The following is a 12613-nucleotide window of genomic DNA, read 5'->3' as shown; positions in this document are numbered from 1 at the left end:
CGGACGAGGGGCGTTCGTCCGTTCACTCGACGCCGAGCGGTGGGGGGCAGCGCGTGGCCGACGCCGGGGGATCCGGTTCCGGGGCCGGTCCGTCCCGCCGCGAGCCGACCCTCGGCGAGCGGGTCGCGGGGTTCGCGATCGCGGTCCTCGGCATCGTCCTGGTGGCGATCACGCCCAACCCGCCGGTGACGCTCCTGCACTGGGTCCAGGTCGTCGGTGGGGCCTCGCTCTCGGCGTCACTCGTGGCGTTCGGCAGCTGGGGGATCTTCCAACGGCTGCCGTCGTTGCCGAGCATCCTGGGATGGCTGCGCAGCGGCTTCTACCCGATCGTCGCCTCGATCGGGCTGACCGCGGTGCTCGCCATCGGCGTGCCGCCGGCCTGGGACCTGGTGCACGGCCTCTCCGTGCAGTTCCTCGGGTGCTCGCCCGCCACGCAGCTGCGGGTGGTGGCGAGCCCGGAGACCGTCACCACGGCGCGCCGGCTGGCGAGCGCGTACGAGCGGTGGACGGCCGGCGAGGACCACGGCTGCCCCGCCGCCGACGTCTACGTGTACGCGGGCACGTCCGAGGAGATCCGCGCCCGGGTGGGCTCGGACGACGGGTGGTCGGACGAGTCCGGCGCGCTGCGGGACGTCGGGCCGCGGCCCGACGTCTGGCTGGCGGCGACGAGCCACGAGGTCACCGCCCTGGGCGACGCGGTCGCGGAGAGCACGCCGATCGCCGTGTCGCCCGTCGTGCTGGCGATACCGGCGTCGATCGACCCGGGCCGGGACCGGAGTGGTCCCTGGCTGGAGCTGTTCGCCGGCCTCACCGATCGGGGTATCGGCGTCGTGCGGGCCGATCCGCGCACCACCGAGCTCGGGCTCCTCGCCACCGCGCTGCTCTACGGGCAGGCCGGCCAGGACGGGCGCGACGGCCCGCCGCGGCTCGCGCCGGCCGAGGTCGAGCGGCGCATCGCCCAGTCGCTGGACGCGGGCGGCTTCCCCCTCACCGACACGCTCGGGCTGCTGTGCCGGCACCGCACGCTCGGGTCCCAGGCCGCGGTCGTCGCGTCCGAGCAGCAGGTCGTGCGGTTCAACCTGGGGGAGCCGCTCGGCGAGTCGTGCCTGTCGCCCGCGGAGCAGCCGCAGCGGCTCGTCGCGCTGTACCCGTCGGACAGCCGCAGCCTGGATCACCAGTTCGTCCGCCTGTCCTGGAGCGAGCCGCCGCAGCGGGAGGCGGCCGCCCGGTTCGGGGAGTGGCTGCGCACCGACCCCGGCCGGGACGCGATCGTCGCCACCGGCATGCGGCCCGTGGGCCCGTACTCCGTGGGGGCGGCGCTCACCACCGGCGGCATCGATCCCGGGGCACTCCCGGCGGTGGACCCGATCCCGCCGGAGATGTGGGACGCCACCAGCGCGGCCTACGCCGCCGCGCAGCGGCGCGGTCGCGTGATCTTCGCGCTGGACACGTCCGGGTCCATGGCGGCCGCCGGGCCGGAAGGGCCGAGGTCGCTCGTCGCGGCGGGTGCGGTCTCCGCCGCGCTGCAGCGGATGGGACCGCGCGACCAGTTCGGTATCTGGTTGTTCCCCGATGCGGCGGGCACCGGCCCCCTCGAGGCGCTGCCGGTCGGCCCGTCCGACCCGGCGCGGATCGCGGCCGCGCACCAGCTGCTCTCCGGTCTGCAGCCGGCGGGGAACACGCCGTTCTTCCGCACCGTCATCGACGCGGCCGCCACCCTCGAACCCGACGACCCGGACCAGGTCGACGCCGTCGTGGTCCTGACCGACGGGGAGGACACCAGCAGCGGTGTCGGCGCCGACGCCGTCACCGCAGCGCTGGCGGGCAGCGGGGTGCGGGTCGTCGTCGTCACAATCGGCGAGATCCGCTGCTCCGACCCCGGCCTCGCGGTGATCACCACGGCCACCGCCGGGGAGTGCGTCGACGCCGACCCGGCGAACCTCGACACCACGCTGGGCACCGCCACGGCGGGGCTCTGGGGAGGTCGTTGATGATCGAGCGCTGGCGCGAGCGGCTCCCCTGGACGTTCGTCGGGATCGCAGTGGGGCTGGTGGTCGCCTTGACGGCGACGATCCTCCCGGGCCTGCTCACCGATCCCGACGCGCTCGAGGACGGCCCGATCATCATCCTCACCGGGCGCGACGACAGCATCGGCGGGCAGCGCCAGCAGCTGGTCAACCAGTGGAACCTGCTCCACCCGCAGAGCCCGGCCCGGATCATCGAGCTGCCCGCCCACGCCGACGGGCAGCGCAGCGAGATGCTGGCCAGGGCACAGGCCTCGGGCGGCGAGGTCGACGTGTTCAACCTGGACGTCACCTGGACCGCCGAGTTCGCCGAGAACGGCTACATCCGCAGCCTCGACGAGTCCCGGCTCGCCACGGGCGGGTTCCTCGACGGGCCACTGGCCACCTGCCGCTACGGCGGCAGGGTCTGGGCGCTGCCCTTCAACGCCGACGTGGGCCTGCTCTACTACCGGTCCGACCTGATCGAGGATCCGCCACGCACGTGGGAGGAGCTCGAGGAGCAGGTCGACGCCGTCCGCGCACGCACCGGCAACGGCGTCGACGGCTACGCAGGCCAGTTCGCCGACTACGAGGGACTCACGGTCAACGCGCTGGAGGCCGTGCTGGGCGCGGGTGGCTCGATCGTGGACGAGTCGGGCGACGTCGTGGTGCGCGACCAGCGGGCCGCGGTCCTCGAGGGCCTGGAGCGGCTGCGCGCGATCGCGCCGGCCGGGGTTCCCGAGCTCGACGAGGACACGAGCATCCAGCTGTTCCAGTCCGGCCGCACGCTGTTCATGCGCAACTGGCCGCGGGCGCACCGCTCGCTCGCCCAGGACCTGGAGGGCGCACCCGCCGTGCCGTTCGAGGTCGCGCCGCTGCCCGGCGGGTCCGGCGTGCTCGGCGGGCAGAATCTCGCCATCTCGGCGCAGTCCGCCCGCCCGCGTGCGGCGCAGGCCCTGATCGAGTTCCTCACCGGCGACCGGAGCCAGCAGATCCTCTTCGAGCGCGGCGGTCTACCCGCCACCCGCGCGGTCGTGTACTCCGACCAGGCCGTCCGGGAGCGCTACCGGTACGTCGCGATCCTCGAGGAGGCGCTCGGCACGGCCGAGACGCGGCCCACCCAGCCCCACTACGCCCGGTTCAGCGCGGTGTTCCGCGCGGCGGTCACCGGCTACCTCCGCCACGACAAGCCCCTCGCGGACGACCTGCAGGCCCAGCTCGAAGCCGCCGCGCTGGGCAGGCTGACCGCGGACGACGAGTGACGCCAACGCGGTGAATCGAACCTCGGCCGCGGTCGCCACGACCTCGATCTCGTCGCCCAGCGCCCACTCGGCCGCGCGGGAGGCGAGTGCCGCCGGGACGCCGGGGCTCCCGGGGCCGGGCGGGACGTCGACCGTGGCGTGGGCGTCGTGCGGCAGAACCACGCCGAGCCCGCGTTCGAGGGCGCCCCTGGCAGCCGCGCTCACGCAGAACTCCGACAGCACCCCGCACACCGCCAGCCGGGTCACGCCGTGGTCTTCCAGCAGGGCGGCGAGATCCGTCTCCGCGAACGGGTCGTCCCCCGTCTTGCGCAGCACCGGCTCCCCGGCGCGCGGCACGCGCGCGAGCTCCCAGCCGGGGGTGTGCGGCTCATCGGGCCGGCCGTGTGGGCCGTCGTTCTGCAGGTGGACGACCAGCGCACCGGCCTCCCGGGCCCCCGCGAGCAGCCCGTCGAGCACAGTGAGCAGCGCGGGAGCGGCGGGCACCGCGTCCGGGCCCGACACGAGACCGCGCTGCACGTCGACGACGAGGAGGGCCTGTGCCATTCAGAGCCCGGGCGGGTCGTAGCGGCCGTCGACGGCCGTCCAGCCGCCGTCGACGGTGAGCACGCTGCCGGTCACGAAGCTCGCCGCGTCCGACGCCAGGTACACCACGGCTCCGGCCAGCTCGGACGGCTGCGCCCACCGCCCGAGCGCGCTCTTCGACGCGTACGCCGCCTCCCAGGCGGGGTCGGCGCGGATCTGGCTGGTGAGCGGGGTCTCGACGACGCCGGGGGCGATCGCGTTCACCCGCACCCCCTGCGGCCCCAGCTCGGCGGCGGCGGTGCGCAGCAGCTGGACGAGCCCGGCCTTCGTGGCCGCGTAGACGCCCTGGCCCGGCTCGACGGTGACGGCGCGGATGGAGGCGAACCCGATGATCGAGCCGCGGCCGCGGGAGGCCATCGGCCCGCCGAACGCCCGCACGAGGTCGAACGAGGCGCGCAGGTTCAGGTCCACCACGCGGTCGAACTCGGCGTCGGAGTAGTCCAGCAGCCGCTTGCGGACGTTGGTGGCCGCGGTGAACACCAGGACGTCCACCTCGCCGAGCTCGGTGGCCGCGGCCCGCACGGCGTCCCGGTCCAGCACGTCCAGCGCGTAGGCGGTGCCCGCGCCCGTTGCCGCGGCGGCCTCGGCGTCGCGGTCGGCGCACACGACCTCCGCGCCGTGCGCCGCCAGCGCCCGCGCGGCCTCCCGCCCGATCCCGCTCCCGGCTCCGACGACGACGGCCCGCCGGCCATCCAGCCTGAACAGCCCCTCGTAGGTCGTCTCGTTGGTCGCCTCGTGGGTCATGGCCGGATCACCGCCATCCGCGTGACCGTGAGCTCCTCCACCGCGAAGCGTGGGCCCTCCCGCCCGATGCCGGAGTCCTTCACCCCGCCGTAGGGCATCGTGTCGGAGCGGAATCCGGGCACCTCGTTGACGACCACGCCCCCCACCTCCAGGCGGTCGATCGCGCGGAACGCCGAGGCCAGCGAGCGGGTGAACACGCTCGCGTGCAGGCCGTAGCGGGACGCGTTGACCGCGTCGAACGCCGACTCGAGGTCCGGCACCGTGCGCACGCAGACCACCGGCCCGAACACCTCCTCGTCCCAGGCCCGCACCCCGTCCGGGACTCCCGTCAGCACGGTCGGAACACCGTCCCGCAGCCGCCGCGCGCCCGCCGCGACGGCCTCGTCGACCCACTCGTCCACCCGCTTCTGCGCCCCGGGGTCGATCAGTGCGGAGACCCGGGTCGACGGGTTCCGCGGGTCGCCGACGCGGACGTCCGCGAGGCCCGCGGCCAGGCGGTCGAGCAGCGCGTCGGCCGCGGGCTCCTCCACCAGCACCCGCTGCACGGAGATGCACGCCTGCCCGGAGGCGTAGAAGCCGCCGCGCAGGATCGCGGCGGCCGCGGCGTCGAGGTCGGCGTCGGCTGCGACGACGAGCGCGGCGTTCGAGCCCAGCTCCAGCAGCACCTTCCGCGGCGCCGCCGAGCGCGCGATCCGGTGCCCGACCTCGGCCGACCCGGTGAACGAGACCGCCCCGATCCGCGGATCGGTCACCAGCCGCGCACCGACCTCGGCGTCGCCGGTGACCAGCTGCACCGTCGACGGCGGTACGCCCGCTTCCCGGAGCGCGTGGACGAGCCAGAGCGTCGCGAGGGGGGTCTGCGGTGCGGGCTTGCCGATCACCGGGCACCCGGCCGCGATCGCGGGGGCGAACTTGTGGGCGGCCAGCAGCAGCGGGTAGTTGAACCCGGTGATCCCGATGACGACGCCGATCGGCCGCCGGGTCCAGAAGCCGATCATCCCGTCGCCGGAGGGCAGCAGGTCCAGCGGCACGGTCTCGCCGTGCAGTCGCGCGACCTCCTCCGCGGCCGCGGCGAGCGTGACGAGCGTGCGGTCGACCTCGACCCGGCAGTCGGCCAGGGGCTTGCCGGTCTCCAGGACGAGCAGTTGCTCCAGGTCCTCGCGGCGGGCGGCGAGCGCGTCGCGGGTGCTGAGCAGCACGTCCCGACGGACGCGCGAGGGCAGTGCGGCCGCGTCGGCACGGACGGCGAGCGCGGCCTCCAGCGCGGCCTCGGCGTCGGCGACCGTACCGACCGGGCCGGGCGCGACGACCGAGCCGTCGTAGGGGAACCGGACGTCCGCGGTGGCGGCGGGCACCCACCCGTCGCCGATCGGGAGACCCGCGGGGAAGGGGAGCGCGGGCGTCATCGGAGGAACCGCTCGGCCGCCGCGGCGTACACGTGCGCGCACCGCACGATGTCGGCGACCTCCACGAACTCGTCGGCCCGGTGGGCGATCCACTTCCCGCCCGGCCCGTAGACGACGGTGGGGATCCCCGCGTCGCGGGTGAGGATCGTGCCGTCGGTGGCGCCGGGCACGCCGCCGTAGCGGGCAGGCTCGCCGAGCACGTCCTCGTGGGCGGCGGCGAGGGCCGTGACCAGCGGGTGGTCGGTGGAGATCTCCACGCAGGGGCGGTCGTCGACGACGGCCAGCTCGGACGCCACCCCGTCCGGCGCGCCCGCCTCGGCTGCCAGCTCCCGCACACGCGCGACGAGCGCGGCGTGGTCGACACCGGGGATCGTGCGCACGTCGACCGCGACGGTCGCCCGGGCCGGGATGACGTTGATCTGGTCGAGCGAGCCCGCGCGGCTCACGGTCGGGGTCACGTACACCTCTCCGAGGTGCTCATGGGCCGGATGGGCCTTCTGCAGCCGATCCTGCAGGTCGGCGAGCGCCACGAGCAGCCGCCCGGCGGCGGGCAGCGGGTTGCGGCCGTGCTGGGGCATCGCGCCGTGGGCCATCGCGCCGAGCAGGTCCACCCGGATCCGCACCGCGCCCTTGGCCGAGGTGCAGATCTCGCCCTCCTCGGGCTCGCAGATGATCGCCCCGTCGACGCCGCGGGCGAGGTCGGTGCCGGCGAAGTGCTTCGCGCCGAGCATCAGCCCCTCCTCGTCGACGAGCGCGCACACGAGCACCCGGCCGGGGAACGGGCCGGCCAGCTGCAGGGCCCGCACGCCGTGCAGCATCGCGGCCACCCCGGACTTCATGTCCGCGGAGCCGCGGCCGTAGAGCCGGCCGTCGCGGATCTCGCCGCCGTAGGGCTCGACGCTCCAGCGGTCCGGATCGCCCTCGGTGACCACGTCGGTGTGCCCCTCGAACGCGAGCGTGCGGCCCGGCCCGCCGCCGCCCTCGACCACCGCGACGACGTTCGGCCGGCCCGGCGCCACCTCCGTGACCTGCGGCTCCCAGCCGAACGACCGCATCGTCCCGGCCACCAGCTCCGCGGCGGGCGCCTCCTTCGCGCCGTCCTCGTTCACGGTGCGCAGGCGCACGAGATCGCGCGTGAGCGCGACGACGGCCTCTTCGTCGACCGGGTACCTCACGAGAACTCCTCGGGTGCTCCGCGGGCCAGGTCGGCCGCATCGATGGCCGACCCTGCAAGCAGGTCGTCAGCGTTGATGGCCGACCCTGCAAGCAGCTCGGCAGCGTTGATGGCCGACCCTGCAAGCAGGTCGGCAGTCGTACGACCGTCCAGGGCCCCGCCGATCGCGGGGACGGCGGCCACCAGCCGCCGCGTGTACGGGTGCTCCGGCGCGTCGGCGACCCGCGCCGACGGCCCGAGCTCGACCAGCTCGCCGCGGTGCAGCACGGCAATCGTGTCGCAGACGTGGCGCACGACGGACAAGTCGTGCGAGACGAACACGAGCGTCAGCCGGAACCGCTCGACGAGGTCGGCGAGCAGGTTGAGGATCTGCGCGCGCACGGACACGTCGAGCGCGCTCACCGGCTCGTCCGCGACCAGCACGGACGGCCGCGGCGCGAGCGCCCGCGCGATCGAGATCCGCTGCCGCTGCCCGCCCGAGAACTGGTGCGGGTAGCGATCGCCGGCGTCCGGGGGGAGGCCGACGGCGGCGAGCAGCTCCGCGACCCGCCCGCGCACGTCCGGCTCGCGCCGGCCGGCCAGGGGCTCGGCCACGATGTCGTGCACCCGCATCCGCGGGTCGAGGGAACCCATCGGGTCCTGGAACACCACCTGCAGCCGCTCGCGCAGGAACCGCAGCCTGCGTTCCGGCTGCCCGCCGACGTCGCGGCCGTCGAAGGTGATCGACCCCGCGGTGGGGGAGTCCAGGCCGGCGAGCAGCCGGATCAGCGTCGACTTCCCCGAACCGGACTCGCCCACCAGCCCGAACCGCTGCCCCTCCGCGATGTCGAACGAGACCCCTCGCAAGGCGTGCACCGGGGGTGGAGCCTGCAGGAGCGAAGCGCGCGGCCGCCGGTAGGTGCGCTGCAGGTCGCGGACCTCGATCAGCGGTGAGGGGTGGGCCGGCTCCGGACGCTCAGGAAAGCCACTTTGCAGGCTTGTAAAGCCCTGCCTTCCCGGGCGAGCCTCCGCCTTGCCCCGCCGCGGCGGTGGCTCCCCGGAAGTGCGTTCGGCCTGAACGTCGGGCGGACCCACCGGGTGCCAGCAGGCGTAACCACCATCGTCCCGTTCGGTCCAGGCCGGGAGGACGGTGCAGTCGTCGGTGGCGTTCGGGCAGCGGGTGCGGAACACGCAGCCGTCGGGGAACCGGCCTGCGGCGGGCACCGAGCCGGGGATGGTGCGCAGCTGCCCGTCGCCGTCGAGGTCGGCGAGGTAGGACGCGGCGAGCAGACCCTGCGTGTAGGGGTGCCGCGGCCGCGTGAACACCTCCTTCACCGGGCCGGACTCCACGATCCGCCCGCCGTACATGACCATGACGCGCTCGCACACGGTGGCGACGACCGCGAGGTCGTGCGTGATGAACAGCAGCGCCGCGCCGCGCTCGGCCACCCCGGAGAGGATCAGGTCGAGCACCTGGGCCTGCACGGTGACGTCGAGCGCGGTGGTCGGCTCGTCGGCGAGCAGCACCTTCGGGCCGTTGGCGAGCGCGATCGCGATCATCACGCGCTGCCGCTGGCCGCCGGAGAGCTGGTGCGGGTAGGCGCGGGCCAGCCGCTCCGGATCAGGGAGGTGCACGCTGTCCAGGAGCTCGACGGCCGCGGCCCGGGCGGTGCGCCGGTCCGGCCGGGTGCCGTGCAGCAGCATCACCTCGGCCACCTGGTCCCCGACCCGCATCGACGGGTTGAGCGCCGACATCGGCTCCTGGAACACCATGGTCATCGCAGCGCCGCGGACGGCCGCCAGCCGCGGCTCCGGCGCGGCGACGAGGTCGTGGTCGACACCCGCCAGCCGCACCGAGCCGCGCGCGTGCACGCCCTCGGGCAGCAGGCCCATCATCGCGAGCGCGGTGAGCGACTTCCCGGAGCCGGACTCGCCGATCAGCCCCACCCGCTCGCCCGCCGCCAGCGAGAACGAGACGTCGGAGACGAGCCGCAGGTCGGCGGTGCCGACCTCGAGCCCTTGGACCGCGAGAACCGGTGCCGATGATTCGCGCGCAAGCTCGCTCATGATCGGTCCACCAGCCGCGGGTCGAACCGGTCGCGCAGACCGTCGCCGAGCAGGTTGAAGCCCAGCACGGCGAGCGCGATCGCGAGACCCGGCCACAGCGCGAGCTCGGGCTTCAGGTAGAGCAGCTGCTGCGCCTCCTGCAGCATCCGGCCCCACGACGGTGTCGGCGGGCGGGTGCCGAAGCCGAGGAACGACAGCGCCGCCTCGGCGAGCACCGCGATCGCGAACGACACCGACGCCTGCACGAGCAGCAGCCCGGCGATGTTGGGCAGCACGTGCCGGGCGGCGATCGCGGTGCGCGGGCGACCGGCAGCGCGGGCGGCGAGCACGTATTCGGTGGCGAGCACCTGCAGCGCGCCGCCACGGGCGAGCCGCGCGAACGACGGGATCGTCGCGATGCCGATCGCGACCATCGCGGTGAGCGTGCTCGGCCCGTACACCGCGCCGAACATGATCGCGAGCAGCAGCGCGGGGAACGCGAGCACCAGGTCGTTCGCCCGCATCACGAGCTCGCCCAGCCACCGCGGGCCCATCGCGGCGAGGATGCCGATCGGGGTGCCGACCACCCCGGCCAGCCCGACGGCCACGACCCCGACGAACAGCGTGGTGCGCGCCCCCACCAGCAGCTGGCTGACCACGTCCCGGCCGAACGTGTCGGTGCCCAGCCAGTGGGCGGCGCCGGGCGGGGCGAGCCGGCTGGCGGGGTCGACCTGCACCGGGTCGTAGGGCGTCCACACGAACGACAGCAACGCGGCCGCCACGACGAGCCCGACCAGCCCGCCACCGACCACCAGCGCCGGCGGCCCGATACGGCGAGTCCGACGTCCTGGCACGGCGAGTGGGGCGTTCACGCCGCCCTCCGCAACCGGGGATCGAGCACGGTGTAGGCCACGTCGACCAGGAAGTTCACCACGAGCACCGCGAGCACGAGCACGATCACCACGCCCTGCACGAGCAGCAGGTCGCGGTTGGCGACGCCGTCGAGCAGCAGGCTGCCCAGCCCCGGGATCACGAACACCCGCTCGACCACGACCGCGCCGACCAGGAGCGTCGCCAGCTGCAGGCCCAGCACCGTGACCACCGGGATCGCGGCGTTGCGCAGCCCGTGGCGCACGAGCGCCCGGCCCGGCGTGAGCCCCTTGGAGCGGGCGGTGCGCAGGTAGTCCTCGCGCAACACGTCGAGCACGGCGGACCGGACGTAGCGGGTGAGCACCGCGCCCTGCACGAGCCCGAGCGCGAGGGCCGGGAGCAGCAGCTTCCGCAGGAAGTCCACGGGGTCCTGGGCGGGCGGCGTCCACCCACCGGAGGGGAGCCAGCCCAGCTGCACCGCGAACACCGTGACGAGCAGGATGCCGGCGAGGAAGCTCGGTACGGCGACCCCGATCTGGCTGAACGCCGTGATGGCGGTGCCGCCGGCCCGCCGGTGGTGCACGGCGGCGAGCACGCCGAGCGGCAGCGCCACCACCAGCGCCACCGCCATCCCCGAGAACACGAGCCATGTCGTGACGAGCAACCGGTCGACGATCTGCGGCCCGATGTCGACGTCGGTGACGTAGGAGCGCCCGAAGTCGCCCACCGGCAGCCCGCTCACCCAGTCCAGGTACTGCACGACGAGCGGCCGGTCGGTGCCGAACGCCGCGCGCGTGGCCGCGACCGCCTCCTCGGTGGCGTTGACGCCGAGCGCGACGCGGGCGGGGTCACCCGGCAGCACGGACATGAACGCGAACACGACCACCGACGCCACCACGAGGCCGGCGGCGAACACCGCCGTCCGGCGGACCAGCTGCAGCAGCACGGCTACCCGCGGGACAGCGCGGTGAGGTCCAGCGCCTCGCCGATCCGGTTCTGGGGCAGTCCCTTCACGTCGGCGTCGGCGACGATCAGGTTGGGGAGCAGGAACAGCCAGTCGGCGGCCGCGTCCTCGGCGATCAGCCGCCCCACCTGCCGCAGGTCGTCGACCTGCTGCTCCGCGCTGCCGGTCTCCGAGTCGGCGAGCAGCCGCTGCACCTCGGGGTTGGTGTAGCGCCAGTAGTAGCCCGGCTGGCCGAAGGTGCTGATGTCACGGGGCTCGACGTGGGCGACGATCGACAGGTCGTAGTCGGCGTTCCGGAACACCGTCTCGAGCCAACGGGCCGGCATCTCGAGCGGCTCGATCTGGGTCTGGATCCCGACGGCCGCGAGCTGGCTCTGCACCACCTGCGCCGCCGCGACGGCGTACGGGAGGTTGGCGATCCGGAACCGCAGCGAGGGGTTCGGCGTGCCGGCCTCGGCGAGCAGCGCCCTGGCCGCCTCCGGGTTGTACGGCGTGACGTCGGGGAGCGGCTGGTGCCAGGGGTCGGTCGGCGGCACCATCGTGTCGATCAGGGCGCCGCGGCCCGCCCACGCCGTGTCCAGCACGGCCTGGTGGTCGATCGCCATCGCGATCGCGCGGCGCACCCGCACGTCGCTCGTCGGGCCGGAGGCGTTGTTCATGGCGAGGGTGACCTCGCCGTTGGTGGTGCCCTCGATCACCTGGAAGCGGCTGTCGCCGTCGAACTGCGCGAGCGCCTCGGGCGCCTGCACGGTGCCGATCACGTCGATGCCGTCGGTGAGGAGCGCGTTGACGGCGGCCGTGGCGTCCCGGAAGTACTGCAGGTCGACCTGGCGGATCGCCGGGGCCTCGCCCCAGTAGTCGTCGCGCCGGGTGAGCACGAGCCGGTCGCCGCGGCGGAACTCCGACACCGTGTACGGACCGGTGCCGACGGGCGCGTTCGCGAGATCGCCCACACCCGACGGGTCGAACATCGCGCCGATGCGGGTGGTCATGCGGAAGAGCCAGCTGTTGCTGGGCCGGCTGAGCGTGACCCGTGCGTGCGTCGGCGACACCACCTCGACGCCCGCGACGGCGTCCATGCCGCTCTTGAGCGAGACGGTCCAGGCGTCGGACTTGACCCGCTCGATGCTGAACTTGACATCGTCGGCGGTGAACGCCTCACCGTTCGAGAACGTCACGCCCTCGCGGAGGGTGAAGTCGTAGACGAGCCCGTCGGGGCTGACGGTCCACGACTCGGCGAGCGCGGGCTCGATCTCGCCGGTCTGCTGGTTCAGCTCGACGAGGCCCTCGTAGACGTTCACCAGCAGGGCCTCGGGGATCGCGGCGCCGTCGGTCCGGGTGAAGTCGAGGTTCGCCGGCTCGGCGGTGAGCCCGATCCGCAGCGGGGCGTCGGGGCTGCCGGGAGCCGTCCCGGGGGAGGCGGTGGAACCAGCGGAGCAGCCGGCGGCGAGCAGGGCGCCGGCCAGCAGGAGGATGCCCGGACGGAGCTTCGCGTGCATCACCTGGATGAGCCTCCCGCCGCAACTGGTCGGACCAGTGTCCTCATCGAGCCGCTACGGTGTCATGGGCGGTCCGGAGAATCA

General features: G+C 74.4%; 9 protein-coding genes and 1 pseudogene. 2 read left to right on the top strand and 8 right to left on the bottom strand.

From position 1 onward, the window contains the following. Positions 1 to 53 precede the first annotated feature (53 nt). Complete coding sequence (locus FHX44_RS37975; RefSeq protein WP_147260172.1) at positions 54 to 1991, top strand: vWA domain-containing protein; 1938 nt, start codon at positions 54 to 56, stop codon at positions 1989 to 1991. Further along, a pseudogene (locus FHX44_RS43630) lies at positions 1991 to 2989 on the top strand (extracellular solute-binding protein); the annotation flags it as partial. The gene FHX44_RS37975 and the pseudogene FHX44_RS43630, both read left to right, overlap by 1 nt. A gap of 27 nt (positions 2990 to 3016) precedes the next feature. Here the strand turns inward: FHX44_RS43630 and FHX44_RS44090 are convergent. From FHX44_RS44090 to FHX44_RS37930, 8 genes are read right to left on the bottom strand one after another with little or no spacing between them, the layout of a single operon-like run. Next, on the bottom strand, positions 3017 to 3808 hold the full coding sequence (locus tag FHX44_RS44090; protein ID WP_147260170.1) for an isochorismatase family protein: 792 nt from the start codon (positions 3806 to 3808) through the stop codon (positions 3017 to 3019). Next, positions 3809 to 4591, bottom strand: coding sequence for an SDR family NAD(P)-dependent oxidoreductase (locus FHX44_RS37960; protein ID WP_147260169.1), 783 nt, complete (start codon positions 4589 to 4591; stop codon positions 3809 to 3811). Then, positions 4588 to 5997: an aldehyde dehydrogenase family protein gene (locus FHX44_RS37955; RefSeq protein ID WP_147260168.1), complete on the bottom strand. Its 1410-nt coding sequence runs from the start codon at positions 5995 to 5997 to the stop codon at positions 4588 to 4590. Before FHX44_RS37955 ends, FHX44_RS37960 begins: the two co-directional genes overlap by 4 nt. Continuing rightward, entirely contained in the window at positions 5994 to 7172 is a 1179-nt protein-coding gene (locus FHX44_RS37950; protein WP_147260167.1) for a M20 family metallopeptidase, read from the bottom strand. The genes FHX44_RS37955 and FHX44_RS37950 overlap by 4 nt, the downstream gene beginning before the upstream one ends. Continuing rightward, positions 7169 to 9217 carry a dipeptide ABC transporter ATP-binding protein gene (locus FHX44_RS37945; protein WP_147260166.1) on the bottom strand — a complete coding sequence of 683 codons (2049 nt, stop codon included), beginning with the start codon at positions 9215 to 9217 and terminating at the stop codon, positions 7169 to 7171. The genes FHX44_RS37950 and FHX44_RS37945 overlap by 4 nt, the downstream gene beginning before the upstream one ends. After that, the gene (locus FHX44_RS37940) at positions 9214 to 10068 is read right to left on the bottom strand and encodes an ABC transporter permease (protein WP_425469172.1); all 855 of its coding nucleotides are present in this window, start codon (positions 10066 to 10068) and stop codon (positions 9214 to 9216) included. The genes FHX44_RS37945 and FHX44_RS37940 overlap by 4 nt, the downstream gene beginning before the upstream one ends. Then, positions 10065 to 11009: an ABC transporter permease gene (locus FHX44_RS37935; RefSeq protein ID WP_425469213.1), complete on the bottom strand. Its 945-nt coding sequence runs from the start codon at positions 11007 to 11009 to the stop codon at positions 10065 to 10067. Before FHX44_RS37935 ends, FHX44_RS37940 begins: the two co-directional genes overlap by 4 nt. Before the next feature lie 5 nt (positions 11010 to 11014). Beyond that, complete coding sequence (locus tag FHX44_RS37930; protein WP_147261797.1) at positions 11015 to 12529, bottom strand: ABC transporter substrate-binding protein; 1515 nt, start codon at positions 12527 to 12529, stop codon at positions 11015 to 11017. Positions 12530 to 12613: the final 84 nt, after the last annotated feature.

It is taken from the genome of Pseudonocardia hierapolitana, assembly GCF_007994075.1.
Taxonomy (GTDB): domain Bacteria; phylum Actinomycetota; class Actinomycetes; order Mycobacteriales; family Pseudonocardiaceae; genus Pseudonocardia; species Pseudonocardia hierapolitana.
Note: the sequence above shows the minus strand (reverse complement) of the source record. Positions and strands in the feature narration are given on the sequence as shown.